Source organism: Thermodesulfobacteriota bacterium (assembly GCA_040754335.1).
In the GTDB taxonomy this organism is placed as follows: domain Bacteria; phylum Desulfobacterota_D; class UBA1144; order Nemesobacterales; family UBA2774; genus 2-12-FULL-53-21.
In genome coordinates, this window is sequence record JBFMCV010000005.1 from 313,449 (window position 1) to 338,824 (window position 25,376).

Genomic DNA, 25,376 nt, shown 5'->3' on the forward strand with positions numbered 1-25,376 from the left:
GCTATTGTCCGGCTCGTAGCTTTGTATTCAAACAGTCTCGGATCGCCCTGCCTTACTTGCTTTATAAGAGTAGTAAAGAAGGAAAGCGAGCATCGATAGCCAGATAACCGCTTGGCCGGTCCTGAATAGTGTCCCGAGCGGGGGCTGGAGCTGGAGAAAGAAGGCAGGTGAAAGTAGCCCGAGGCAGGAGAGGATTAAAATCAAGACCGCTGCTCTTCTCTGGTTTTCTGAAAGCCCTCCGCTTCTTAACAACCTGAATACCGCAACAATAGGGATTAATATCAGCAGGTCGTCATAGAGCCTGTGGTAGGTCCATAACCGCGCGATTATGGCTATGACGCCTAGCTGGATCCATATATCCGTTTTACGGTATTTATAAACCCATATTCCCGAAGCGGCCATCAATATCAGCGAGGAAGGGAGCAGCAGGTATTTCATGCCGAAGGGGCCTAGAAAGTGATGGATGTTGGCGTAACCGCCTCTGGTGATGATAATTGAATTAACTTCGACCCAGCGGGACGAGTATTGAATAATATCCATGTCACGGAACGAGAGCGCCAGGAATGTGAGAAAGATATATGCGGCGGCAACAGATATTATTACCCTGAAAGCTCTTTGGGAAATAAGTATTATGAGGAAAAAGGGCGCCTCCGTTTTTCTCAAGTACAAACACGAGCCGCCATATCTCGTAAGAGAGCCTCGACACGGCAAGAATACCCATTGACCACAACAACGCATTGAGAATTCTCTTGCGGTTCCTAGCCGACCATGCTTCGATAGCGGAGAGACGGGAAAGAGTCGAGGAGCTAATGTTGAAAGCCATAATTTATAAGATGCCGATAGATTTCGTGTTTGGACGATATAATATTTTTTCTTATCGAGCGAGTCAATGAGGGCGGCGCATAGAATATTATCGAATTCATCAGCGGATAAAGGTCAGGAGTGCGGGTATGTATTCCAATAAACCATACATGTTTCATAACAATAGATTCGTGGGATGCCGATTTCGGAATGTTTGGCCGGAGTAAGCGGTAAATATATGATAGTCGGCATTATCGACGCGGGTCAGGCAGGACTTTCCTGTGGATATCAGCTCTTGAAGACGGGTCCTGTCCTCTCTGTTTTATAGGAGTAGTAAAGAAGGAATGCCAGCATCGATAGCCAGATAAACGCCTGGCCGGTTCTGAAAGGTGTCCCGAGAGGAAAAGGGAGCTGGAGGAAGGACCCGGGAGAGAGTAGGGCCAGCCAGGAGATAAGGAGCAGGAGGTCGGCTGCGAGACTCTCATTCGGAGAAAGTTTATCAGTTCTTACTATTCTGAAGATTGCAATCATCGGAACGATAATCAACAGGTCGTCGTACAGGCGGTGATAAGTCCAGAGACGAGCGACAATAGCAGCGACCCCGAGCTGAATCCAGATGTCAATTTTCCGGAATTTGAATAACCAGAGTGAGAACGCTGCGATGAGGACGAATGAGGCAGGGAATATTAATCGTTCGAGGCCAAGGGTAATGAGCCAGATGTGGATGTTCGCATATCCACCCCGTGCCGCCACGGCGGAACAATCATGAAGCCAGATTTGAAGCGTCTGAACAAGGCCCTCGTCTCTGTACGATATTGCAACGTAGGTCAGAACTGAATAACCGCAGGCTGCAATAGCTAAAGGGCGGATAGCTCTTTGGGTAATGAGCGCTATCAGAAAGAACGGCGCTGTAACGGTGATCTTGAGTGAGGCAAAAAGGAAAAGCAAGGAGAGAATGACGTCCTTGATTATGCTGATTTCACGCTCGCTCTCCATCAACACAGCCGTTAGGATGCACGGAAGGAGAAAGAGGATGACCTGACCGTTCCCGATCGTTATTCCTGTCGGGTAGATTGACAGGATAAATAGAGCAGCGAATATTCTCTCTTCCCTTTTCTCGATACCGGTTTCTGCTGACACTATTCGAAAGAGCCACACAATTGAGACTGCATATAAAGCCGCCCAAAGCCATCTCGTCGATTCGAAGGAGAGCCATCCCGTGAGCGGCCAGATTATCGCGTAGGTCGCGGGAAGGTGTATGATCTCAAAGAGCGCCTCTCCTTTGAACCATTGGTCGACGCTTTCATAGATGATTCTGAGATCGATCGCTCCGTTCCAATTATGGTCGAGCAGGAGGCGCCAGAACTGATATCCCAGTCTCGTTACCGCAAGTATGGACATCAAAACAAATGCGATTCTGAATAACGGCGCTCGCGGATGACGGCACCGCCGCTGAATTACGGACAACCGTTTTGTAAATGAAGCACCGGCCGGGGAGCTCATATGGTCCAGCCTACGATATTATCATATCCAGCCGGCGCTTTATACAGATTCCGGGGCCGGATGCCGTTCCGGGACCGGGCGCACCCGACCCATGCCTCAATTTATTTCGGGACTGCCGCAGCACGGACTGGAATGCGCTATTTTTTAGACCGGCTTTCAAATCAATTAAATTATTTTATTATCATTAGTGATTCCGGTGGGATTGCCGCCAGAGGGATCAACACACACTAGAGCTTAAATATGATGAAGGTCGGTGTCATAGGCGCGGGTCCCGCTGGTCTCTCATGTGCGTATCAGCTGGCTAAGGCGGGTATAAAAACAGACGTGTACGAGGCGAGCGGTCACGTCGGCGGGCTTGCGAGGTCGTTTGACCTGTGGGATCAGCGTGTCGATCTTGGACCACACCGTTTTTTCAGCAAAGACCCCCGCGTAAACAGGCTCTGGCTCGAGGTAGTGGGCAGGGACTATCTGATGGTCGACCGATTGACGAGGATCTTGTACAATAACCGGTTCTACCGCTACCCCCTTCAGGCGGTAGACGTCGTCACGAAGCTCGGGGCTGCCGAGATGTCTCTTTGTTTATTAAGCTACATGCGGCAGAAAGCTGCCCCTACGGAGAGCGGGGGTGAGGAGACGTTCGAGAACTGGGTTGTCAGGAGGTTCGGCAGGAGACTGTTCGAGATTTTTTTTAAAACTTACAGCGAGAAGCTATGGGGTATACCCTGCAGCGAGCTCGACGCCGATTTCGCCGTACAGAGGATTAAAAAGTTTTCGCTTTTCGAGGCGCTCAAGGCCGCGGTCTCGACCGATAAGTCGGGTAAGCATAAGACGCTCGTAGACAGGTTCGCTTACCCCGTGGAAGGTACGGGAATGGTCTATGAGCGGATGGCGGCTTATGTCTCGGAGAAAGGCGGGAATATCTACCTGAAGGCGCCAATCAAAAGGGTTATCAATACGGCACGGGAAGTTAAGGGCATCGAGCTTATGGACGGCAGGACGGAGAATTATGATAAAATCGTCTCTACTATGCCGCTGCCGCTGCTCGTTCTCGGTTTGCATGGTGCGGATACGGAGGCGATTGCTTCCGCGAAAGCCCTCAAGTTCAGGAATACAATACTGGTCTATCTGAATGTCCGGAACGATAATCTATTCCCCGACAACTGGGTTTATGTCCATTCGCCGCAGATGAAGGTGGGGAGGATCACAAATTTCAGGAACTGGTCGCCCCGTTTATACGGAGCGTCAAGCAACTCGATACTGGCGCTCGAATACTGGTGCGATGAATCGGACGCATTCTGGTCATGGGACGATAATAAGCTGATCGAATTGGGAATGAAGGAGATAAACGACACGGGGCTCGCGAGGGCCGGAGATACGAGCGAGGGTTATGTGCACCGAATAAACAGATGCTATCCGGTATACATGAAAGGGTACAAAAAACTTCTGAAACCGATTGAGAAGTACCTTGACGGAATGAAGGGGCTGACCGTGATCGGACGGTACGGTGCGTTTAAGTATAATAACCAGGACCACAGCATATTGATGGGCATCCTGGCAGCAGAAAACATAGTTAACGGTGCGGAAAATAATCTATGGGCCACGAACACAGATTACGAATATCAGGAGTCCGCTTTGATCACGGAGACCGGCCTCGTCGAATTGAATAAATGAGCGGGCATAAATCACAACATCATGTCCAGAAACGGCGTTTTGCAAAGATATTCATCGCATCTCAAAATTCTGATGAAAAAAGATACTGAGGACGTGCTGTGGCGGGTCTTGTTATGGGGGATATTTGCGGGAATCCTCGTCTCTATTTTTTTCTATTCGTATAATCGGGAATTTGATCCGGATGAAATAGAGCATTTACATACTGCATGGAAAATCGCTCAGGGTCAGGAAATATTTGTCGATTTCTTTCAGCACCATCATCCGTTCTTCGATTACTTGATTACACCAATTATCCGTACTTTCGGGGCCACCGTCGAGTCCATATTCGTTAGTCGTTATTTCATGTTATTGTTCACTGCTTGTATTTTGATTACGACCTATCTGTTGTCTCTCAGAATATTCAAGAATTCCGAAGTGGGAATCATCAGTTTGATATTGACCTCGACTGACATTACGTTTTATATGAAATCGATCGAGATCAGGCCCGACGTTCCGCAAGTACTGGCGGGACTTTTATCAATATATTTTTTATTTGTCTACTATGATAGAAAGTCTCTCAAGAGTCTTATAGCCAGTTCGGTATTCCTGGCAGTCTCTTTTCTTTTTCTGCAAAAAAGCATTGTTTTAATTATTGCTATCGGCGCACTGCTGCTTTACGACGTATTCAAAAAGTACGTTACCTACCGGCATGCAGCCCTATACGCGGCGGTCTTTATAATATCGATATCGCCGTATTACATATATGTCTTGCTGAGCGGTACTTTTGAGCAATATTTTGTGACAAACTGGTTAGTCAACTATCATCTTCATGAGGGTTCAGGAATGCTGGATATCTATCTTGTAATCGCGAGAGAGAACACCATTACGTTGGTCCTTTACCTGATAGGCGTGATAACGATGTTCGGGTTGGGCATGGAAAGGAGATTTGCTGCGCTTTCGCTCCTTCTGATGATCATCCCATCAATTTTGTTTCATAACATCTTGAGGCAGTACCTGGTGCTTGCAGTGCTCCCCTTCTGTATTATCGCGAGCTACGCGCTTTATTCGGTTTTTGACAGAAGGCTGTTCAGGCTAATCGTTGTAATAGGGGCAATATATATACCTCTAATCTACACTCACAATTATGGATTTTTCAGATTGGATAGACGGGGTCAGAGAGATCAGCTGGCTAAAATTGAATATGTGTTGTCGATAACCGACGAAAACGACAAAGTTTATGACGGCAATGTCATATTTAATGTATTTCGTGACGACATCGATTATTTCTGGTTTTGCATGGAGCATTCGTCCTGTCTCGATGCGTATAAGAAAGTAACGGGTTACAAATATAACGTCTATGATTCGATCGTTGCAAAGAAGCCTAAAGTCATATCGACTTACGAAATTGGCAGTCTCGATGACGTAAGAATCAAGAATAACTATAAAGTGTCGGAGAGGTATCCGGATTTGTTAATAAGAGTGGATTAGGTCGATGAGAGTCGCTGAAAGAATTGATATCCACGTGGTTGGAACGGAAGAGAAAAATGTCTTAACCTTACTTTTCGCCCCGGAACCGGCCTTGTTGAATTGAATAACCGACCGGCATGCGGAGTTCATCATCATGTTTTGGCAGAAAGTGAAGTCACGGTTAGCATTGTAACTACAATCTAAATGCTAAAGAATCATAATGATATAGTCTGGACAGTTCTTCTATGGGTATTGTTTTTGGGGATACTGGTCTCCATATTTTTCTATTCGTATAACAGGGAGTATGACCAGGACGAGATCGAGCACCTGCACACGGGATGGAAGATCGTTCAGGGACAGAAAATCTATATTGACTTCTTTCAGCACCACCACCCGTTCTACGATTACATAATTGCGGCGGTCATCCGTACATATGGGGAAACCGTCGATTCCATATTCGCAAGTCGCTATGTCATGTTATTGCTCACCGCGGGGATTCTGGCTGCAACCTATCTTATATCCGTCAGGGTGTTCAAGAGCGCCGAGGTCGGCGTCTTAAGCATGATACTGACTTCCACGGTAATTACGTTCTATATGAAAACTATAGAGATCAGGCCCGATGTCCCTCAGGCTCTTGCCGGACTTCTGTCGATATATTTCCTGTTTTCGTACTACGATAAGAAGTCTCTCAAGAGTCTTATAGCGAGCTCGGTATTCCTGGCCGTCTCTTTTCTCTTTCTGCAAAAAAGCATCGTTCTAATCGTCGCCATCGGCGCGCTGCTATTGTTCGACTTATATAAGAAGCGTATCGGATACCGGCACGCTGTTATTTATGCGGGGACGTTCCTCATAGCGGTTTCGCCGTATTACATCTACCTGCTGCTGAGCGGCACGTTCGAGCAATATATCGTGATGAACTGGCTCGTGAATTATTACATCCCGCAGGTCTTCGGCAAGGTTCATACTCTTGTCGCATTTTCAAGAGAGAATACAATAACATGCGTTTTTTACCTGATAGGTCTGATAATATTGATGAGGACGGGTAAGTGCGGGAGGTTCGCAGCTCTGTCGGTCTTGCTGATGCTCTTGACCGTAATCGTATTTAACAACCTCTGGAGACAATATTTTTTGCTCTCGATTCCCCCGATTGCCATAATTGCGAGCTACGCTCTTTATTCCAGTTCCAACAGCAGGCTGATAAGACTCGTCTTTCTGATTGGAGCCATATATTTCCCTGTGTCGTATATGCACAATTTCGCTCTTTTCAATATGGATGGGTCTCGGCAGCGTCAGCAGTTGGCCAAGATTGAGTATGTGTTATCAATAACGGACAAGGACGACAAGGTTTACGACGGCAATGTAGAATTCAACGTATTTCGCGACGATATTGATTTTGTCTGGTTCTGTATGGAGGATCCCTCGTGTCTCGATGCCTACAGGCAGGTTGAGCCATATCAATATAACGTCTACGATTCGGTCGCCGCGCGGAATCCGAAAGTTATTTCTGATTTCGGGATATACAGTTTCAATGACGTAAGGATAAGGAAAAAATACAAGAAGTCGGACAGATATCCTGACCTTTATATAAGAGTGGATTGATGCCCGCTGACGGCATGGAGGTTATATTGTGATTCTGAATGACCTTGCTTTGTTTTCATCTCTTTTTCTATTCCAGATACTATTATTCTGTCTTCTGCAAATCGTAATTCTGAGGATTTTTGCGGAAATCAACATTCTATGCTCATCGGCAGTTGCCGTCGTTCTGAGCGTATCATCGGTAACAATCCTGAGCTATTTTCTTGTCTCCGGCCTGTTTTCCACTCCCCAATCATACGCCGTTTCGGCTGCGGGGAGCGGAGCGGCTGCAGTATTCGCCTGCGGCCTCTATACGTTTTTGGGGCCGGCTACCGCGGACCGGTCATTGGCATGTCAGCTGCTGGTATTCCTTTATGGCAGGGCCGGGACCGCATACGGGCTGGAGGAACTGAATCTTCGTTTCGACTCTCTGGGTTTTATCGAGAAGCGAATAAACGAATGCAGGAGAGAGGATATTATCGAGGATTTTAACGGAACGGTGGTATTGACGGAAAAGGGGAAAAGGATCGCGAAGGTCTATATATTTCTTCTCCGCTCACTCGGTCTTCGCGAAAGAAGTGATTACAAGGAATATTTCCCGAACGGTTAGCACGCATAATGGATGAGCGGAATAAATCTCTATATCGCGCTCTTTTAAATTATATTCGGTGCACGGATAAGCTTTTCTGGCTGCTGCTTGTCGTCTTCGCGGGGATCCCCATATTGTATTTTTCCTATGTCCCGGTTTGGGACGGATGGCAGTTTTCCCGCTGTTACATGCAGGCGGTGACAGAGGGGTCACTGGATTGCCACAGGCACAGCGCATTTCTGCACACACTTATTTTCAGCCTCACGCAATGGATAGATCTCGGAAATTTTCGGCTCATCTATACATTGAATTTACTGTTCGGGATTCTGGGGCTGATATGTTTTAGGTCCTTATTGCGAAACCTTTTCGGCAGCCGCTTGTCCCCTGTCAATCTCACCTTGCTTACATTCTGCTTCGGGCTTAATCCGGTCTTTTTAGTCCACGTGATACAGCCGTCTCTCGATTTTACGCTCCCGATTTATTTGGTGATACTCCTACTTTGCCTGTTTAAGAAAAGGTTTTTATATGCAACAGCAGTGGGCATACCGCTCGTCTTCACCAAGGAATCCGGATTCATGCTCTACGGCGTAAGTGTATTTCTATTTATTCTTCTTATGGTATTAAACGATCCCTCACTGCTCAAAGATAAAACCAAGCTCTTCAAGAAAATAAGCGTTCTGATTCTGCCTATTCCGCTCTTTGCTCTTTATATGGTCTTTGTCCCGGAAACACAAATCGGCCATTCCTGGACGGAAGGTATCATGAAGATGTTTCAGTTTTATTTGCCGGACAATATAATCCTGGCTCAGCTCGTATCATTGCTGATTATAAACTTCAATTGGATAATTACGGCATTCATTCTGGTTAACGTAATTACCCTGGGCGCTCTGTATTTAAAATCGCTGAAAAATAAGGTCGGCATAAGGCCGGTTTTTAACAGCGGGTACGAAGGCGTGTATTTTTACCTGTTGTTCATAATTATTATTTATTTCCTCACCCGCATCCCGTTCGTAAACAACCCGCGGTACATGCTGCCTGTTCTTCCGATACTGATAATCCTGCTCGGCGGTTCGCTCATAAACGTTCTGCGGAAACAGTTGCTTATTACGGTTGCACTGGCCATGATGCTCGTGTTATTGACGGCGTCGTCTTTCAGGACTGTCGATCCGGTATCGAAAAAGATCATGGGCACGTTTCAATTCGGATCACATGAAATGCTTCAAATGGCGAGATACGACGAGCTCAAGCACGGCTTCGGAAAGGACCAGCTCGTCTATAATTTCGAGTTCACTCAATTCCATTACATAACGGAAAAGATATTCAGAAGAGTGGGGTGGGCAGGAATTTTCGCCATCGCGCGGGAATTCACATGGCTGCCTGATTTCAGCGCTTTTGACACCGGGTCAGGTCATCGGTCCATACATGGGGAAGAGGTCAGATCTCTTCCATTCATGTTCTCCGATGAAATTACCGCTGACAATGCTCCCCGGGAATTTTATTTTATTTCCTATCCTAATTACGACAGGGACAACGTTAACGCAAACGAGAGAGCCAGATTATCACGCATGTACGACCTTAAGGAGACTATCACGGTAGAAAACGACGGCTACAGCGTCGATGTTTATCGCTATGTGAGGAAGGATGGTTGATTATTCGGCGCGTAAGGCACAATTGTGATTCCGGCGGGTATAGATTCATAGATTCCCGAAGTCGGCTGCCGGATTATTTCCCGCTGGCTAAGACAGCCAATTGGACGTGCTCAGTTATCCTCGCAACGTGTCTGCTCACACGCCTCAGCCACCTGACCGCTTCGAGCTTACCCGTGCCGAGATAGACGTCGTAAGTTCCCCTTGCGATCCCGGCCATCACGCTCCTTCTGTACGGTCTGACTTTGAGGTGGATTTTTGAAGAGGCGTCGTTCGCTTTCTCCGCAGCCTGGAGCCAGTTATTGTCTTCGATATCGTCAACGATGCTTCTTACGCAGCTTATGAGCAGGCTGCATTCTTCCGCGAGCTCCGGGGTGTCTCTCGCGGTTACGGCGCGGTCCTCGTCCTCTTCGCACCTTTCGTGAAGCCGCTGCAGGTGGTCGAGCGTGTGAAACATATTCAGCAGCCTTTCCCATTCCGCTCCCTCGGTAGAACCGGGTTTAATACGGTCGAGGAAGGCGTGGGTATCGTTGAGCGCGGTCTGGAGCTCCTCGAGGTCCGCCCTTTTGCCCCTTTCCTTATCGCCCAGAATGGCATTAACGTGCAGGAAGAGCGCCGTGGACAGCGTGCTTATGGCGGACTGAGCGGCGTTAAGCGCAAGGTCCGCATCTTCCAATACAGCACTGTCCAGCTTTTGTGTATAAACGGATGCTCTTTCGGGAATAAGCTTTTCCATGAACCGGGCGAATCGGTTCGTGAAAGGCAGTATTATGATCACGCCCAGTATATTGAAGCACGTGTGAAACGCGACGAGAGCGATCTCCGCGTTGCTGTTCAGCTCGCCCAGTGAGAAATAATTCCATGTCAAGGCGAATGGATTTATCAGGAGTAAGGCCAGGACTGCCGTTAAAATGTTGAATATAACATGGGAAAAACCCGTCCTCTTAACTCCTACCGAGCCGCCGATCGTCGCCAGAGCCGCCGTGGAGGTCGTGCCCAGATCCATCCCGATTACAAGGGCTGCAGCCTGATTGAAATTGATTAAATCCGCGTATAATGCGGTCAGGGCCGCGGCGACACTGACGCTCGATGATTGCGTTATGACTGTGAATACCAGTCCCAGCGCGACTAACAGCAACCGGCCCGGGAGGGTATCGGCGGGCAGATTTTCAAATGAAACGAAACCCCGCAGCTCGCCCATGGACCCCTGCATGAAGGTAAGACCTACGAAGACCAGTCCGAATCCCGCGATTGCATACCCTATATCGGCCAGGCGTCCTTTTGAAAAAAGGCGTAGAACAGCTCCTATGAATACGATAGGCAAAAACACGTTCCCGAGGCTGAGCTTGAATCCCAGAACCGCGATGACCCACCCTTTGAGCGTGGTGCCGATATTGGCCCCGAATATTATTCCGAGGGCCTCCGGGAAGGTTATGAGACCGGCGCCTACGAAACCTACAGCGGCGACCGTGGTCACGCCCGACGCCTGAAGAATCGCTGTGCTTACCGCGCCTGTGAGCGCCCCGGTCAGGGGACTCTTCGTAAAACGCATCAATGCTGACCGCATCGCGCTCCCGGCAAGCGCGCGGAGCCCGTCGGTGAGCACTATCATGCCCAGTAGAAAAAGGCCGATGCCGCCCGCGATGTTGAGAAATATCAGGAGCTTGTCCATGAATAATGTGCTCTGATTAATTTATAAATCGTCTGCGGTACATATGTCAACAAGTTCGCCGCATGAGGTTGAAATTAGTACGCCGCGAGCTGAATCTTCATTCGGATTAGAGGGTAAAAAAGATGATGGAGGACCACTCCGTTTTCTAAAGGGTCTTTTTCCGGGCGGCTCTTTCAGAATGTGAAACCGGTCGCGAACATTATGTGCTCGAAGTCACTCGTCCCCAGGGTCATATTGAGTTTTCCCAAACGCCCGACGTCGGCGCCCACCATGTTCTGCTGCTCGTAATATTTGATGATCTGATTTTTCATCAAATCGTCGAGATTATCGTCCGACACGATTATAAGAGTGTCTTCCCCTTCGCCGCCGACCGCATAATCCTTGTATCCCTTATTGTTATCGAGGTAATAAACCAGCGTATCGTTGCCGGGGCCCAGGTTTATGAAGTCGCTCCCCGGCCCGTCGCTGACCGTGTCGCTGCCTTCGTTTCCCATTATGTAGTCGTCGCCCGCTCCGCCCTGTATCTTGTCGTCACCCGCTCCGCCCGAGACGAGGTCGTCTCCCTCGCCAGATTCTATAAAATCGTTCCCGCCCTTTCCCGAAACGTTGTCGTTTCCGTCGCCCGTGTCTATTTTATCGTTCCCGTCCGTGCCCGTAACGACGTCTTCATTCGTTGCCGCCTCCGAATTTGCCTGATTCTGGGAACCGGCTCTGAGCGGTATTAAAAGTGCGGACAGGAGCATAAGAATCACGATCAGGGATAAAAATTTAGCTTTCATGGCTCATCCTCACGTGTTTGTGATGTCCTAACTATACAACAAGTGGGCCGTGCGAGTCTATCTGGATGTATTTTGAGTTAATGCAGCCGGTTGGTAGCCCCTACGGGATTTGAACCCGTGTTTTAGCCTTGAGAGGGCTACGTCCTAGGCCAGGCTAGACGAAGGGGCCGTGCTCTAAAGCAGGCTTCTAAATTTATCATAAGGATACATAAAAGCAACGACACGGATATCGCGCTTCGGTTTAAAAGAAGAGGAAAGGGGTTTCTTGCGGGGTATAATTTATGCGTACCGGGGTTACCCCGATAAATGTTTCGGGCATGACACTTATTTTCTGTCATCGCGAGGCCGTGTTCCGGCCGTGGCGATCTCTCATTTTCAAGAGATTGCCGCGTCGCTTCCGGCTTCGCCTAAAGGCTACGCCGGGATAAATCGCTCCTCGCAATGACAATTAAACAAAGGGTAAAACGAGATTCTGAAACAAGTTCAGAATGACTAATATGTGGAGGATGATTCGATCAAAAAGCTGCTCACTCTAAACGCGGTTCTTTTCATTTTACTTCTGATCTTCGCTGCATGCGACGGCGGGTCGGGCGGGGGCGACTCTACGCCCGGGTCGACTAACCCGCCCCCTGCGAGTCCCCCTCCGGATGATCTCGAGTCCGCTATACTCGAGCTCATAAACGAGGCGAGGGCGGAAGGGCGGGACTGCGGGAATGAATTCTTCCCGGCGGCTCCCCCGCTCAGCTGGGACGACAGGTTAGAGGCCGCGGCGCTCGGGCACTCGCTCGATATGGCCGAGAACCAGTTCTTCGGCCACGAGGGCTCGGACGGCTCCGACACGGGCGACAGGCTCATGAACGAAGGGTACGACCCGAGCGCATGGGGCGAGACCATACTCGTCGGTATTGAGGACGAAGCGGCCGTCGTTGAGGCCTTTCTGGATTCCCCTGACCACTGCGCGATATTGATGGACCCCGTATACGAGGACGTCGGCGCTGGCGCAGCCGAGGGCATGTTTCAGGGAAGCTCTACCCTCTACTGGACGATCGACGTCGCGACCGAGAGCAATTAACGGGCCGCCGTCCCGGTTTCTTGCTAAAGCCCCGCCACTTGGCTATTCTCAATGCTGACGATATGACTCAGGACGTTAAGGAACTCGGTCTCATTACGAGCGGCTCGCTCGTCGAGGGGCTTCAGATGAAGCTCGGCACAGAGAGGAGCGTCGAGGAGGTGAAGGCCGGGAAGTTCGTCGTCATTCACGGACTTTACAATCAGTTCTTCACACTAATCACGGACGTTAGGCTGGACGCCTCGTCCCCCGACATACTTGTCAATCCGCCTTCCCGTGATGAAGAGCTCCTGAGGAGCGTGCTCTCCGGCACGAGCGCATACGCGACGATCGAGCTTAGACCCATGCTGATGCTCGCGCACGGGGACCGTGAGCTCCGGCCTGTCAAGACCATCCCCCCGCATTTCGCATCAGTATCTGAAGCCTCGAGCGCTGATGTGAGCACCGTATTCGGCAAAGAGGACGGGAAGGGCAGGTTCTTCAACATAGGCACGCCGCTCGATATGGACATACCTGTCTGCATAAACCTCGACAGGTTCGTCGAGAGGAGTAACGGCATATTCGGAAAGAGCGGGACAGGTAAGACATTTTTAACCAGGGTCATGCTCGCGGGCGTCATCAGATATGGGAAAGCCGTGAACCTCATATTCGACATGCACAACGAGTACGGCTGGGAAACTGAGAGCGAGGACTCGAAGGGCTTCGTCAAGGGGCTCAAGCAGCTCTTTCCCGAGAAGGTCGCCATATTCTCGCTCGACCCCGGGTCGACCAGGAAGAGAGGGAGGAAGCCCGACGTCGAGGCGTTCATATCGCTCGACCAGATAGACATCGAGGACATAGCGCTCCTCCAGGACGAGCTTCAGCTCAACACGACGGCGATAGAATCCGCGTTCGCCATATACAGGCGGTACGGGCAGAGGTGGCTCTCCGAGCTCCTCTCGTGGGAGGAAGACGAGCTCGCGGACATATCGAAAGAGCTCGGCACGCACGTACAGTCCCTCTCCGCAATGAGGAGGAAGCTCAACAGGATCAGGGCGCTCCCGTTCATAGTGGAGGACAGCGTTCAGAGCGAAGGGACGATCAAGAAAATACTCGACCACCTCGGGCGCGGGATAAGCATAGTGCTCGAGTTCGGAAGGAGCAACAGCGCGCTCGCGTACCTGCTTGCGGCGAACATCATATCGAGAAGGATCCACGATACATATATAGACAGGACAGAGAAATACCACGCGACGAAAGACTCTTCCGATAAGCCCCGGCAGCTCATGATCACGATCGAGGAAGCGCACAAGTTCCTGAATTCCCAGGCGGCGAAGCAGACCATATTCGGGACTATAGCGAGGGAGCTGAGAAAGTATTCGGTGACGATGCTCATAGTCGACCAGAGGCCTTCGGGTATAGACGACGAGGTTATTTCGCAGGTGGGGACGAGGATAACGGCGCTCCTTAACGACGAGAAGGACATACAGTCCGTGCTCACGGGAGTGAGCAACACGTCCGGGCTGAGGTCCGTTCTCGCGAGCCTCGATACGAAGCAGCAGGCCCTGATTTTAGGGCACGCAGTTCCGATGCCTGTCGTGGTGAAGACGAGGGAGTACGGGGAGGACTTCTATAAGGAGATCTCAAATGCTCCAGAAGAAGGGAAGGGGGAGGAGTACATAGAGGAGCTCTACGGATAAAAGTATTCTTCTTGCCTAGTCCTGCCTCTTGAGCTCTTTTTTAAACCGCTTGAAATTCTTTACGTAGTGCCCGGCCGACGATCTCAAATCCTCTATCTCGGCGGGCGTGACTTCCCTTACGACTTTCCCCGGGGAGCCCAGCACCATGGAGTTGTCGGGTATGACCTTTCCCTGCGTTATGAGGCAGTTGGCCCCGATGATGCAGTTCTTCCCTATTACGGAGTTATTGAGCAGCACCGCGTTTATACCTATCAAGCTGTTGTCCCCTATCGTGCACCCGTGGAGCATGGCCTGATGGCCAACAGTCACGCCTCTGCCTATCGTAGCCGGAATCCCTGCGTCCGTGTGTATCACGACCCCGTCTTGGATATTGGTATCTTCGAGTATCGTTATGGGCTCGTAATCGCCCCTGATGACGGCGTTATACCAGATGCTTACGTTGTTGTGGATTATCACCGAGCCTATAACGACCGCGTTATCGGCGATGTAGTAATCGCCGCCTTTTATTTCGACCCTTCGCTCTCCGAGTGAATATATCAAGGTTGTCCTCCTCCGCTGCAAGAGCAAATTTCAGTTCGGAAATAATTATTTTACACACATAAAATTTTTACCGTGCGGTTCTTCTAGTCCCGCCGTCCGGTTTCAAATCAGCCTGTGCCATCCCCTGATGCCAGTCGCGAAAAAGACCTGAAACGTCGGGCTCGTTTTCAGGTATTCGTAGATCTCGTATGCGTCGAACTCTTCCCTGAATACTGCGTATACTGCGGAGCCGCTCCCGGTCATGAGGACGTTCTTCACGCCGAGCGAGCAAAGTATCTGCTTGTATGCCTTTATCTCCGGGTATAGCTCGAACGCGGGCGCCTCGAGATCGTTACGGAGCGGGAGGTCTGCGCCCTCTCCCTTGAACCGCTCGACTGCTTTATCGATATCGAATGATGGTTTCTCGACGGCTGCTCCGGTATTCATTTCGTCCCATTTCGTGTAGACATCGACCGTCGATACATGGAGGTTAGGGCAGAGTATGACGTAGTAAAGAAGGGGAAAGTCTTTGATTACTGTTATACGCTCCCCTATGCCTTCAGCTACCGATGCGACCGACCGCAGGAAAAAAGCCACGTCCGCGCCGAGCCTGGGGGAAATGCCGAATAGGGTTTCCTCGGACAGCGTGTCCGTGATCCTGCTCAGCCCCGTGAGGACGGCCGCCGCATTGCTGCTCCCTCCGCCGAGGCCCGAGCCGGGAGGTATCTTCTTTTTTATCGATATGGCAATGCCCGTGTCGAGACGGCTCTCTCCGAGAAACAACTCGGCTGCCTTCCAGGCGAGGTTGCTCTTGTCCCGGGGGATATCGATACCGCTCGACCTGATTTCGATTCCTTCGCCTCCGGTCGTCTCAACCGTCACCTCGTCGAAGAGATCGACGGGCTGCATGAGCGACCTGATATCGTGGTATCCGTCGGGTCTTTTCCCCAAGACCTCGAGAGTGAGATTGACCTTTGCCGGTGAGAGAAGTGTTATCGAGCCCATAGCGTCTGACCGTGCTAGAATGTAATGGATGTGTATGATTTTTCAATATAAACCAATCGCCCCGTATATTGTAAATAGTTACGGAATATCCGCATATTTTTAAAGCGATTGTTTTGACCGGCTTAAGAACGAAATGCCAAAATAATAAGAGTCCTGAATGATTTCGATAAATATAGTGCTGACAGATGGTTATGAGCATTTCGGGCTGTATTTTATAAATAAATCCGGCCGCCGAAAATAATCCCTTGACATTTAAAGTATCGTACTTTACTTTTATATATAAAATTAATAGCAATACTTAAAAGTCATCCTCCATCCTCCTTTAAGAGAACGGGAGTAATTCTTGACTGAGAATTACTCCCGTTTTTGCATTTTATGACTCCTCAAGATTACTCCTTATTGTGAACCTATCGTGTTGCGAGTAAAGTAGAAGTGAAGCTCGTCCGACTATAATTTGTTTTATCGCTCACGGGGTAATCTTCGGCTTATGAATCCTAAACGTTTTGCACTCCGCTCGATTCTTCTTGCCTTCCTCCTCTTCGTCACGGGCTGCGTATACCTGAGGCTTTATAAAGTCCAGAACCAGCTTAACGATTTCGACAGCAATTTCGAGCTCAGCGACAAGGGCGGCCTCATCCTGATATTTCTGAATCCCGTTCTCGAAGCGGGGGACATGGTCTGGCTCATGAAAAACGGCCCGCTCAAAAAAGAGGAGAACGGTGAGGGGGAATTATGGACATATATATTCGAGAAGCAGTATCTCACGGGGGACAGGGAGGGACATGAGTACGATATTCCGATACTGATACTGATGCAGAACGAAATGGTGAAGGAAATAATCTTCCCGGAGCGCTTCCTGAAATACATATCCATTCCCCTTTTGAAGAAGATGTTCTCTTCGATGGGTGAAGCGGAAATAAACAAGCTCTCGAAGAGCGCGAGCTCGATCTTCAGGGGGAGTAACCCCGACGAGATACCGGGGATGGAGAACATCGTAGATACTTTGGGCAAACCGTATTCAATTGAGGAAAAGGATGACGCTATTCAATACACTTACCTCTATTATTTGAAGAACGGCGCTCTCGGTCCGGTTTCGGATTACTTCGAGTTCGAGACGGAGTTCACATTCAACAAAGAGAGCAAGGCCCTCGAGAAGGCCCGTGGGACTATCAGAGGCTTGACCATGACTCTCGATTTCACGTCGGAGTAGCCGGCGGGCAATTATTTATGAAATGGGAAATTCGTGAGGGATAATTGAATATCCGCTTTGTGGGAATTTTGGGTCGAGCTTCATTCGTTAAGAACAAGAGACGTGAAGTACATTACCACCCCTCCGTTCCGGGTCCTCCTTTGAAAGGGCCTACGATGTCCGCTGTTATCCATCCGCCGTAAAATCTCCCGGGCTGGGCTTTAACAAGCTCCCCGTCGAGGTAACATGCGTCCATCATCTGCGGATAAAAGGCTATGTGGTCTTTAATGACTTCGTAACCGTGCGCCGGATCGGGATAGTGCCAGGCGGCGTTTTCCGCGCGTTTGCCGTGGACCGAGACCGTATAATAGGACGCCGCGCCCTTCCATTCGCAAACCGTCATTTTGCCGCCCGGGATCAGAAACTTCATCTCTATATCCCCGCGGGGTATGTAATAGACGGGAGGACTGCTTGTCTCGAGGACACGTACGGCGTCCGTCGAGTCCGCGATCAGGATATTATTGAAAAAGACCTCTACGTGCTTACGGGAATATTCGACACGCGGCGGTCTCGGGTAGTCCCATACGGATTCCTGTCCTGGTCCGGGTTCTATTCGATGGCGGCTCATTACGGTTATAATGTATGTTGTATCTGCAAATATCGAGTTATCTTACCTTCAAGTACTGTACGCTGAACTTTCTGTCCCTGTCTGTCCACACCCTCTTGACGCCGTAACTGTCCGATACGAGGTCCCTGAAACCTTCGAGAGTGTATTTATATGAATATTCCGTCAGTATCGTTTCATCCTTCCTGAAAAGGAAGCTCGTGCCGTCGACTCTGACCCTCTGGTCGACCGTGCTTGCGAGATGCATTTCTATCCTGCTTTCGCGGGTATTGAAGAAGGCTTTGTGTCTCCATTTCTCGATGTCGAAATCGGAGGCTATCTCGCGGTTGAGTCTTTTTAGTATATTGAGATTGAATTCGGCGGTCACTCCCTTCGCATCGTTATATGCGTCTTCGAGTGTCTTTATGTCTTTTACCAGGTCGACTCCGATAAGTAGACCGCTCCCGCGGCCCGCGCGCCTGGCTATCCTGCCGAGGAATGTCCTCGCCGAATCGGGCGTGAAATTACCTATGGTCGATCCGGGGTAGAAGAACACGGTGCGCGAGAAGGGGAAATCGAAGCCGGGGAGGCTGAAGGGCTGAGTGTAGTCGGCATAGACGGGCATTATCCGGAGCCCGGGGTAATCGGCCGCGAGCGCTTCTACGGATTCCATTAAGTGCTCTTCCGAAATATCTATCGGTACGTAGCCTGAAGGGTTTTTCAGGTTATCGAGGAGGAGTCTTATTTTAACACTGCTGCCGCTTCCGAGCTCCACGAGTAGGCAGTTCTGTCCGATGTAGGAACAGATGTCCTCGATGTTTTCTTTCATTAATGCGATCTCTGTGCGCGTCGGATAGTATTCATCGAGCTCGCATATCTCGTCGAACAGCGCGGAGCCTCTTTTGTCGTAAAAGAGCTTGCAGGGGAGCTGCTTTTGCGGCTTCTCGAACCCCGTGACGACCTCGTTAATCAGGCTCTCCTTCTCGGGCTCGAATTTTTCCAACCGCAGGATGTTCTTATGCATCGGACTATAGGTTATACGCTCCGGAGGACCGGCTGGATTTATCGGATTTAGAGTCTATGTACGGTCCTTCGCGAGCCTTATGCCCATAAACTGCCATCTCGCGTCAGGAGGAAAAAAATTCCTGTACGTATTTCTGATGTGAGACTTCGGCGTGGCGCACGAACCGCCTCTAAGTACAAACTGGTTGCACATGAACTTGCCGTTATACTCGCCGAGCGCTCCGGGTAGCGTTTTGAATCCGGGATAGGACGTGTAGGGGCTCTGGGTCCATTCCCAGACGTCGCCGTACATTTGTTGGATAGATTGTTTGTTTTTATCGGTCTCGGCCGCCCCAGGACGGAAAGACAGGCTCTCGGCGAAATTCCCTTCGACAGGCACGCCGTCTGAAGCGACCTCCCATTCGGCTTCCGTCGGCAGTCTCGCCCCCGCCCACCTGGCGTAGGCGTCGGCCTCGAAATAAGATACGTGACATACGGGCTCTTCAGGGTCAACGCTCCTCATGCCGGATAGAGTGAAATGAGCCCATTTCCCGTTTTTCCGCTCCCAGTAAAAAGGCGCTTTCCAGCCCCTCGATTCGACGGCCGTCCAGCCTTCGGAGAGCCACAGCTCGGGGGTCTCGTAGCCGCCGTCCTCTATGAACCCGAAGTATTCCCCGTTCGTGACCAGACGCGACTGAAGACTGAATGGCTCGAGGTAAACCTTGTGCCGCGGGTATTCGTTGTCGTACCCGAACCCCTTTCCCGGGTGCCCTATGGGATGCACTCCGCCGTCGTATGCGATCCATTTCGCAGGAGGAGCCGTTCTCGCGGTCTTGCCGTTTTTGTGGTTCTCCGCCTTGTACGCCGGTCGGAGCGGGTTCTCCGAAAATACGTGTTTAATATCTGTTACTATCAATTCCTGGTGCTGCTGCTCGTGGTGTATTCCGATCTCGATGACAGGAGAGAATTCATTCCACTCCCTCTCGTCCGCATCGTCCATGAAAGCGACCATATGTTCGTCGACATAGTTCCGGTAGTGATAGGTCTCTTCGACTGTCGGTCTCGAAATAAGTCCCCTTTTGGGCCTGAGGTGTCTCTCTCCCGCCTGAACGTAGTAGGAGTTAAAGAGGTATGCGTATTGGGGGCTCGGCGATTTGTATCTTTTGACGGCCTTTGATAAGACGAATGTCTCGAAGAACCAGCTCGTGTGCGCGAGATGCCATTTGGTGGGGCTGACGTCCGGCATGGATTGTATGACGTAATCTTCTATCTCGAGGGGCTCGGCAAGCGTGTGGGAAAATTCCCTGACCGTTTTAAATCTTTCTCTTAAAAAATCCCTCGAAAGTCCGCCGGGCCTTGCATTATCGCCTTTGCTTTTCTCATGATTGCTTTCACGGGATTTAACCTTGGCTTCCATTTTCTTCTCCCGGAATTACACCCCTTCGGATAGCGTCTGAAAGGGGTAGGTTTTCTAAGTTTAAGGCTCAACGTCAGTATATACAAATATTTAGTTTACCGTATCTTGTGTTTAATCAAAGGCTGAAATTATTATGAGTGTGTTAAAGGCACATCGGAATAAAGCGGAATGGGACGGTATCGGAATGCTGCGGGGTTGCTTTAAATTATGTCTGCCCGACACTGAGGGGAGCGGGGTCACCCGCCCCTGACTTCTTTTAATTTCCTTATAAGCTCTTTTATCTCTTCGGACTTGACCTTCATGCTCACCCTGTTCACGACGAGTCGCGCAGAGATGTCGGATATAGTCTCGAACTCGACAAGGTTGTTTTTCTTGAGCGTTTCACCCGTGGCCGTGAGGTCCACGATTACGTCCGAGAGGCCGACTATAGGCGCAAGCTCTACAGAGCCGTAGAGCTTCACGATCTCCGCCCCTACGCCCTTCCCCGAGAAGTGCTCGTGGGCGATCCTAGGGTATTTGGTCGCTATCCTGAGCGAGCCGGTCGAAGAATACTCGAAGCCCTTCGGGGCCGCTACCACCAGCTTGCATCTCCCGATCGCGAGGTCGAGCGGCTCGTAGAGGTCATGCTTTTCTTCCATGAGCGTATCCATACCCACTATGCCGCAATCGGCCGCCCCGTACTCGACGTAAGGCGGTATATCAGTCGGGCGTATAATCAGTATCTTCAGTTTAAGGGAAGGGTATTCGAAAATGAGCTTCCTTGAGTCTTTCAATATGTTTTCGACGGGATAACCCGCCTTCGTGAGAAGAGTCACTTCCTCGCTGAGCAGCCTTCCCCTTGCGATAGCAAGCGTTATCATTCTTTCTCCCTCCAGATGCTGGCTCCTAAGGTTTCGAGTTTGGTGTCGAGCTTGTCGTAGCCCCTGTCAAGGTGGTATACCCTCGATATCTCTGTTTTGCCGACTGCGGCGAGCCCTGCAAGAACGAGTGATGCGCTCGCCCGGAGATCGCTCGCCATCGTAGGCGCGCCGCTGAGATTCTTCACGCCCCTTACGACGGCGCTGTTTCCGACGAGCTTGATATCTGCCCCCATCCTCCTGAGCTCTCCGGCGTGGAGGAACCTCTGCGGGAATATCGTTTCCGTAAGCACGCTGAGCCCGTCAGCCGTGCTCATGAGCGTCATCATCTGAGCCTGCATGTCGGTCGGGAAACCGGGGTACGGCAGGGTCGTGATGTCCGTGCTTTTCAGTCCTCCGTTCGATCTTACCCTGATCCCGCCGCCCTCGCGCGTTATTTGCGCCCCGATCTCTATGAGCTTGCCTATGAGAGCGCCCATGTTCTCGAAGCGGCAGTTCCTGATCAAGAGGTCGCCGTTTGTGAGCACGGAGGCGATCATATATGTCCCCGCCTCTATCCTGTCGGGCATTACCTCGTAGCTGGATAGAGGCGTGAGCTTCTTTACCCCTCTTATCGTTATTATGTCCGTTCCCAGGCCGGTGATGTCGGCCCCCATTCTGTTGAGCGCGGTCGCAAGGTCTGTTACTTCCGGCTCGCACGCGGCGTTGAGGAGTATCGTTTCCCCCTCGGCAAGCACCGAGGACAGGATAAGGTTTTCGGTCCCTGTAACGGTCGACACATCAAAAGGGATTATTCCGCCCGTGAGCCTGCGGGCGTTCGTTTCGACGTAGCCCTCTTCGATCTGGATCTTCGAGCCGAGTATGGATAGACCCTTCAGATGCTGGTCTATGGGCCTCTCCCCTATGGCGCAGCCGCCCGGAAGAGATACGCGGGCTTTGCCAAACCTGGCAGTGAGCGGGCCCAGGACGAGCACGGACGCCCTCATGGTCTTGACGAGGTCGTAAGGGGCCTCCCAGCTGTTCAGGTTCGACGCGTCTATCGTGAGCGTGCCGTTCTCGTAGTCCACGTCCGCTCCGAGTATCTGCAGCAGCTTCGCCATTGTCCTCACATCTGCGAGGTCGGGGACATTGGTGATTATATTCTTTCCTTCCGACAGTATGCAGGCGGCCATGAGCGGCAGGACCGCGTTTTTGGCGCCGCTGACAACGATTTCGCCTTCGAGCCTTTTTCCGCCCTCGACTACTATTTTTTCCATTGAGCCCTCACGACCCTCTCTATATCGTTAATATCTCTCTTGCATGAAATCTCGGTAAATCCGGCCTCTCCGAAAAGCGATTTCACGTCGGACGACTGGCCCGACCCTACCTCGAGCATGCACCAACCGCCTTGTTTAAGCACCCTTCCCGCGTCGGCGATTATCTTCCTTATGAAGAAAAGCCCATCCTCTCCCCCCACTAGAGACGACCGCGGCTCGTAATCCCTCACGTCGGGCGGAAGCATCGCGTATTCGGCCTCCGGTATGTAGGGCGGGTTCGATACCACCAGATCAAGCGATCCCCGCTTAAAGGGCTCTGTCAAGTCCCCGAGAACGAAGAATATGCGGCCTTCGGGACTGAGTCTCTCCGCGTTTGCCCGGGCAAGCTCGAGCGCTCCGGGCGAAATGTCGGCGGCAAAAACCCTCGCACCCGGCTTTTCGCACGCGATTGTTACCGCTATGCACCCGCTGCCTGTGCCCGCGTCCAGTATCGCCGGTCTCTCTGGAGCTTCGGCCGCCTTCAACGCCTCTTCGACGAGCAGCTCCGTCTCGGGCCTCGGTATAAGAACGTTTCTGTTCACGGAGAAAGACCTTGAGTAAAATTCCTTTTCGCCCGTGATATAGGCGATCGGCTCGTTCTTGATCCTCCTTTCGAGGAGCCTGTAAAATTCCTCTACCTTGACCTGGTCGAGCTCCCTGTCGGGACAGGCATAAATTTCGGAGAAGTCCTTTATGGCGCTTGACTTTGAAAGAAGGATGGACGCTTCGAGCGAGGGGTTCTCTATCAGGTGGAGCCTCATGTTTTCCTTCCCGAACGTGTAAAGGTCTTTCAAGTGCATGGCCTTAAGATCCCGCCTTTAGAAGGCTAAGAGTTTATACGTATAACGCATCTTTTCAAGGAAATTATACAATACTACCGAATATGTATCCTTCTTTGCCGGCATGGGGGTGCTGCCGGGTCGAGTGGAGGCCGTGTGAGGCCGGGGGGATTCGCATTTATTATCCCGAGCGGCTGCCGGGGCGTTAAAGCAGGCTAGGGCTTCTCGAGGGAATGGTGTTTCATCGATTGCCCGCTGACGATGTAGTAAGTGTCCTCGGCTATGTTCGTCGCGAGGTCGGCGACCCTCTCGATCTCCCTGGCTATCAGTATAAGGGTGAGAGACCTGTCGATTGTCTGCGGGTCGGCGATCATGTAGGTGACGAGCTCCCTCACTATCTGTGGTTCGAGGGAGTCGACCTCGTCGTCTCTCTTGCATACCTCTATAGCGAGCTCGGCGTCTTTATTGACGAAAGCGTCCAGGCTTTCCTGGAGCATCTGTATCGCCTTGTCGGCCATACGGGGGATATCTATAAGCGGCTTTACGGGCGGTTTGTCCGCAAGGTAAATCGTTTTCTCGGCTATGTTGACGGCGTGGTCTCCTATCCTCTCGAGGTCGTTGTTTATCTTCATTATCATGGACACCGTCCTCAGGTCTTCCGCTTCCGGGTGGTAGAGGGCGAGTATCCTGATGCACTGGTTATCTATATCGATCTCCATCTGGTTGATCTTGGCGTCTGACTTTATTACGTCCTCGGCCATGATCATATTCCGGTCTTTTAACGCCTTTATGCTCTTGGCGATCATTTCTTCGACGGATGTCGCCATCTCGAAAAGCATTTTCTTTAACTTGCTGATTTCTTCTTCTAATCTGACCATTTTATTTCCTGCGGGCTTTCAAGACCCATGATTTGAGGCCGGCGGTCAATTCCCGCTGAACTCGGACTCTATCCAGCCCTTTATTTCGTCCCTTACGGTTCTGAATCCGGCCAGTATCTCTTCGTCCTTGCCTCTGAATCCCGCCGGGTCTTTGAACCCCCTGTGTATGTGTTTGCCACCTCCGGTGAAAACGGGGCATGCTTCGCTCGCCCCGTCGCAAACCGTGACAACGGAGTCGAATTGCGTGTCTGCGTACCTGTCGAGGTTTTTAGACGTGTGATCCTTTATATCGATCCCTATCTCGTCCATTACCCGTATGGCGTAAGGGCTCACGCGGGACGGCTGCGTGCCCGCGCTGTAAACCTCGAACCTGTCGCCATACAGGTGTCTCAATATCCCTTCCGCCATTTGCGACCTCGCAGAATTATGTGTGCAAATGAATATAACTTTAATTTTACCTTCCTTGGGCATTTTTTCCCTCCTGTAATGAATAAGTCAGGGGAGAGAATCTGGTTGTCGGACGAAGGTTCGTTATTATCCGAATTTTCCGGAGACGTAGTCTTCGGTCTGCTTATACTTAGGCTTGAGGAATATCGTTTCCGTCGTGTCGTACTCTATGAGCTCCCCCAGGTACATAAATGCGGTGTAATCGGACACGCGGGAAGCCTGCTGCATGTTGTGAGTGACTATAACGATTGTGTATTTAGTTTTGAGCTCCGTTATGAGGTCTTCGATCTTGCCTGTGGCTATCGGGTCGAGCGCCGAGCACGGTTCGTCCATGAGCAGTATCTCGGGTTCGACCGCTATCGCCCTCGCGATGCAGAGTCTCTGCATCTGCCCTCCGGAGAGGCCGAGCGCGCTGTCGTGGAGCCTGTCGTGAACTTCGTCCCAGAGGGCCGCGCCCTTGAGACTCTTCTCCACGAGCTCGTCCAGGACGGATTTTCTGTTCTCGCCGGCTATTCTCGCTCCGTATGCGACGTTTTCATATATGGACTTGGGGAACGGGTTTGATTTCTGGAAGACCATGCCGACATTCTTTCTGAGTTCGGTTATATCGACGCTCGCGTCGTAGATATCCTCGCCGTCGATAAGTATCTCTCCCTCGACGCGGGCTGAATCGACGAGGTCGTTCAAACGGTTAAAGCAGCGGAGAAGCGTAGACTTCCCGCATCCCGAAGGCCCTATGAACGCAGTGGCCTTATTTTTCGGGATATCCATGTAAATGCTCTTTAAAGCTTGCTTTTCGCCGTAGTACAGGTTCGCGTCGTTTACCTCGACTATAGGGTCCGGCACCTTGAACTTGCTCGATTTCGGATCGCCGTGCACCTTGATCTGCTCGCTGATTCTTGGTTCCGCCGCTTCCTTCGCTTTTTCGGTAATCACTTCTGTCATAGCCTCCTC

23 protein-coding genes and 1 tRNA gene are annotated in these 25,376 nt (G+C 50.9%); 8 read left to right on the top strand and 16 right to left on the bottom strand.

Features of this window, described 5'->3' with window-relative positions:
* Positions 1 to 27: 27 nt before the first annotated feature.
* Together AB1598_12355 and AB1598_12360 are read right to left on the bottom strand one after the other, a co-directional pair.
* Entirely contained in the window at positions 28 to 663 is a 636-nt protein-coding gene (locus AB1598_12355; GenBank protein MEW6145798.1) for a hypothetical protein, read from the bottom strand.
* A gap of 426 nt (positions 664 to 1,089) precedes the next feature.
* Positions 1,090 to 2,202: a hypothetical protein gene (locus AB1598_12360; protein MEW6145799.1), complete on the bottom strand. Its 1,113-nt coding sequence runs from the start codon at positions 2,200 to 2,202 to the stop codon at positions 1,090 to 1,092.
* A gap of 342 nt (positions 2,203 to 2,544) precedes the next feature.
* On the opposite strand from AB1598_12360, the gene AB1598_12365 reads away from it, so the two are divergent.
* From AB1598_12365 to AB1598_12385, 5 genes are all read left to right on the top strand, one after another.
* The gene (locus tag AB1598_12365) at positions 2,545 to 3,975 is read left to right on the top strand and encodes an FAD-dependent oxidoreductase (GenBank protein ID MEW6145800.1); all 1,431 of its coding nucleotides are present in this window, start codon (positions 2,545 to 2,547) and stop codon (positions 3,973 to 3,975) included.
* Positions 3,976 to 4,047: 72 nt separating this feature from the next.
* Positions 4,048 to 5,442, top strand: a complete 1,395-nt coding sequence (locus AB1598_12370) for a glycosyltransferase family 39 protein (protein ID MEW6145801.1) — start codon at positions 4,048 to 4,050, stop codon at positions 5,440 to 5,442.
* A 183-nt stretch (positions 5,443 to 5,625) separates the two neighbouring features.
* Positions 5,626 to 7,020 (top strand): glycosyltransferase family 39 protein, encoded by a 1,395-nt coding sequence (locus tag AB1598_12375; protein ID MEW6145802.1) that lies wholly within the window; start codon positions 5,626 to 5,628, stop codon positions 7,018 to 7,020.
* A gap of 28 nt (positions 7,021 to 7,048) precedes the next feature.
* Positions 7,049 to 7,606: a hypothetical protein gene (locus AB1598_12380; GenBank protein MEW6145803.1), complete on the top strand. Its 558-nt coding sequence runs from the start codon at positions 7,049 to 7,051 to the stop codon at positions 7,604 to 7,606.
* Positions 7,607 to 7,962: 356 nt separating this feature from the next.
* Positions 7,963 to 9,234 (top strand): hypothetical protein, encoded by a 1,272-nt coding sequence (locus AB1598_12385; GenBank protein ID MEW6145804.1) that lies wholly within the window; start codon positions 7,963 to 7,965, stop codon positions 9,232 to 9,234.
* Between the two features lie 73 nt (positions 9,235 to 9,307).
* On the opposite strand, the gene AB1598_12390 is transcribed toward AB1598_12385, so the two are convergent.
* The 3 genes from AB1598_12390 to AB1598_12400 all read right to left on the bottom strand — a co-directional run bounded on the left by AB1598_12390 (position 9,308) and on the right by AB1598_12400 (position 11,851).
* On the bottom strand, positions 9,308 to 10,903 hold the full coding sequence (locus AB1598_12390; GenBank protein MEW6145805.1) for a Na/Pi symporter: 1,596 nt from the start codon (positions 10,901 to 10,903) through the stop codon (positions 9,308 to 9,310).
* A gap of 173 nt (positions 10,904 to 11,076) precedes the next feature.
* Positions 11,077 to 11,682, bottom strand: coding sequence for a calcium-binding protein (locus AB1598_12395; protein ID MEW6145806.1), 606 nt, complete (start codon positions 11,680 to 11,682; stop codon positions 11,077 to 11,079).
* A 91-nt stretch (positions 11,683 to 11,773) separates the two neighbouring features.
* Positions 11,774 to 11,851 (bottom strand) — tRNA-Glu (locus AB1598_12400).
* Positions 11,852 to 12,181: 330 nt separating this feature from the next.
* Here AB1598_12400 and AB1598_12405 point away from each other — a divergent pair.
* Together AB1598_12405 and AB1598_12410 are read left to right on the top strand one after the other, a co-directional pair.
* Entirely contained in the window at positions 12,182 to 12,754 is a 573-nt protein-coding gene (locus tag AB1598_12405) for a CAP domain-containing protein (GenBank protein ID MEW6145807.1), read from the top strand.
* Between the two features lie 62 nt (positions 12,755 to 12,816).
* On the top strand, positions 12,817 to 14,430 hold the full coding sequence (locus tag AB1598_12410; protein MEW6145808.1) for an ATP-binding protein: 1,614 nt from the start codon (positions 12,817 to 12,819) through the stop codon (positions 14,428 to 14,430).
* Positions 14,431 to 14,445: 15 nt separating this feature from the next.
* Here the strand turns inward: AB1598_12410 and AB1598_12415 are convergent, their stop codons facing one another.
* Entirely contained in the window at positions 14,446 to 14,970 is a 525-nt protein-coding gene (locus AB1598_12415) for a gamma carbonic anhydrase family protein (GenBank protein MEW6145809.1), read from the bottom strand.
* Positions 14,971 to 15,072: 102 nt separating this feature from the next.
* Positions 15,073 to 15,954: a 4-(cytidine 5'-diphospho)-2-C-methyl-D-erythritol kinase gene (gene ispE, locus AB1598_12420; protein MEW6145810.1), complete on the bottom strand. Its 882-nt coding sequence runs from the start codon at positions 15,952 to 15,954 to the stop codon at positions 15,073 to 15,075.
* Positions 15,955 to 16,441: 487 nt separating this feature from the next.
* Here ispE and AB1598_12425 point away from each other — a divergent pair, with 487 nt between their 5' ends.
* Positions 16,442 to 17,164, top strand: a complete 723-nt coding sequence (locus AB1598_12425; GenBank protein ID MEW6145811.1) for a hypothetical protein — start codon at positions 16,442 to 16,444, stop codon at positions 17,162 to 17,164.
* Positions 17,165 to 17,276: 112 nt separating this feature from the next.
* On the opposite strand, the gene AB1598_12430 is transcribed toward AB1598_12425, so the two are convergent.
* From AB1598_12430 to pstB, 9 genes are all read right to left on the bottom strand, one after another.
* Positions 17,277 to 17,771, bottom strand: coding sequence for a DUF427 domain-containing protein (locus AB1598_12430; protein ID MEW6145812.1), 495 nt, complete (start codon positions 17,769 to 17,771; stop codon positions 17,277 to 17,279).
* A gap of 37 nt (positions 17,772 to 17,808) precedes the next feature.
* A complete protein-coding gene (gene egtD, locus AB1598_12435) occupies positions 17,809 to 18,771 on the bottom strand; it encodes an L-histidine N(alpha)-methyltransferase (GenBank protein MEW6145813.1) in 963 nt (320 codons plus the stop codon).
* Between the two features lie 54 nt (positions 18,772 to 18,825).
* Complete coding sequence (gene egtB / locus AB1598_12440) at positions 18,826 to 20,166, bottom strand: ergothioneine biosynthesis protein EgtB (GenBank protein ID MEW6145814.1); 1,341 nt, start codon at positions 20,164 to 20,166, stop codon at positions 18,826 to 18,828.
* A gap of 236 nt (positions 20,167 to 20,402) precedes the next feature.
* Positions 20,403 to 21,026: an ATP phosphoribosyltransferase gene (gene hisG, locus AB1598_12445; protein MEW6145815.1), complete on the bottom strand. Its 624-nt coding sequence runs from the start codon at positions 21,024 to 21,026 to the stop codon at positions 20,403 to 20,405.
* Positions 21,023 to 22,279, bottom strand: a complete 1,257-nt coding sequence (gene murA / locus AB1598_12450; protein MEW6145816.1) for a UDP-N-acetylglucosamine 1-carboxyvinyltransferase — start codon at positions 22,277 to 22,279, stop codon at positions 21,023 to 21,025. The genes hisG and murA overlap by 4 nt, the downstream gene beginning before the upstream one ends.
* On the bottom strand, positions 22,267 to 23,118 hold the full coding sequence (prmC, locus tag AB1598_12455; GenBank protein MEW6145817.1) for a peptide chain release factor N(5)-glutamine methyltransferase: 852 nt from the start codon (positions 23,116 to 23,118) through the stop codon (positions 22,267 to 22,269). Before prmC ends, murA begins: the two co-directional genes overlap by 13 nt.
* A gap of 194 nt (positions 23,119 to 23,312) precedes the next feature.
* The gene (phoU, locus tag AB1598_12460; GenBank protein ID MEW6145818.1) at positions 23,313 to 23,975 is read right to left on the bottom strand and encodes a phosphate signaling complex protein PhoU; all 663 of its coding nucleotides are present in this window, start codon (positions 23,973 to 23,975) and stop codon (positions 23,313 to 23,315) included.
* Between the two features lie 45 nt (positions 23,976 to 24,020).
* On the bottom strand, positions 24,021 to 24,446 hold the full coding sequence (locus AB1598_12465; protein ID MEW6145819.1) for an arsenate reductase ArsC: 426 nt from the start codon (positions 24,444 to 24,446) through the stop codon (positions 24,021 to 24,023).
* A gap of 63 nt (positions 24,447 to 24,509) precedes the next feature.
* Entirely contained in the window at positions 24,510 to 25,367 is an 858-nt protein-coding gene (gene pstB, locus AB1598_12470) for a phosphate ABC transporter ATP-binding protein PstB (GenBank protein MEW6145820.1), read from the bottom strand.
* Between the last annotated feature and the right edge of the window lie 9 nt (positions 25,368 to 25,376).

Bases quoted from the DNA above. Each gene is read 5' to 3' on its own strand.
- AB1598_12395 (MEW6145806.1), bottom strand. From the start codon at position 11,682: ATGAAAGCTAAATTTTTATCCCTGATCGTGATTCTTATGCTCCTGTCC.
- hisG (MEW6145815.1), bottom strand. From the start codon at position 21,026: ATGATAACGCTTGCTATCGCAAGGGGAAGGCTGCTCAGCGAGGAAGTG.
- AB1598_12410 (MEW6145808.1), top strand. From the start codon at position 12,817: ATGACTCAGGACGTTAAGGAACTCGGTCTCATTACGAGCGGCTCGCTC.
- AB1598_12425 (MEW6145811.1), top strand. From the start codon at position 16,442: ATGAATCCTAAACGTTTTGCACTCCGCTCGATTCTTCTTGCCTTCCTC.
- AB1598_12430 (MEW6145812.1), bottom strand. From the start codon at position 17,771: ATGAGCCGCCATCGAATAGAACCCGGACCAGGACAGGAATCCGTATGG.
- AB1598_12370 (MEW6145801.1), top strand. From the start codon at position 4,048: ATGAAAAAAGATACTGAGGACGTGCTGTGGCGGGTCTTGTTATGGGGG.
- pstB (MEW6145820.1), bottom strand. From the start codon at position 25,367: ATGACAGAAGTGATTACCGAAAAAGCGAAGGAAGCGGCGGAACCAAGA.
- AB1598_12375 (MEW6145802.1), top strand. From the start codon at position 5,626: ATGCTAAAGAATCATAATGATATAGTCTGGACAGTTCTTCTATGGGTA.
- AB1598_12365 (MEW6145800.1), top strand. From the start codon at position 2,545: ATGATGAAGGTCGGTGTCATAGGCGCGGGTCCCGCTGGTCTCTCATGT.
- phoU (MEW6145818.1), bottom strand. From the start codon at position 23,975: ATGGTCAGATTAGAAGAAGAAATCAGCAAGTTAAAGAAAATGCTTTTC.
- AB1598_12360 (MEW6145799.1), bottom strand. From the start codon at position 2,202: ATGTCCATACTTGCGGTAACGAGACTGGGATATCAGTTCTGGCGCCTC.
- ispE (MEW6145810.1), bottom strand. From the start codon at position 15,954: ATGGGCTCGATAACACTTCTCTCACCGGCAAAGGTCAATCTCACTCTC.
- egtD (MEW6145813.1), bottom strand. From the start codon at position 18,771: ATGCATAAGAACATCCTGCGGTTGGAAAAATTCGAGCCCGAGAAGGAG.
- murA (MEW6145816.1), bottom strand. From the start codon at position 22,279: ATGGAAAAAATAGTAGTCGAGGGCGGAAAAAGGCTCGAAGGCGAAATC.
- egtB (MEW6145814.1), bottom strand. From the start codon at position 20,166: ATGGAAGCCAAGGTTAAATCCCGTGAAAGCAATCATGAGAAAAGCAAA.
- AB1598_12390 (MEW6145805.1), bottom strand. From the start codon at position 10,903: ATGGACAAGCTCCTGATATTTCTCAACATCGCGGGCGGCATCGGCCTT.
- AB1598_12465 (MEW6145819.1), bottom strand. From the start codon at position 24,446: ATGCCCAAGGAAGGTAAAATTAAAGTTATATTCATTTGCACACATAAT.
- prmC (MEW6145817.1), bottom strand. From the start codon at position 23,118: ATGCACTTGAAAGACCTTTACACGTTCGGGAAGGAAAACATGAGGCTC.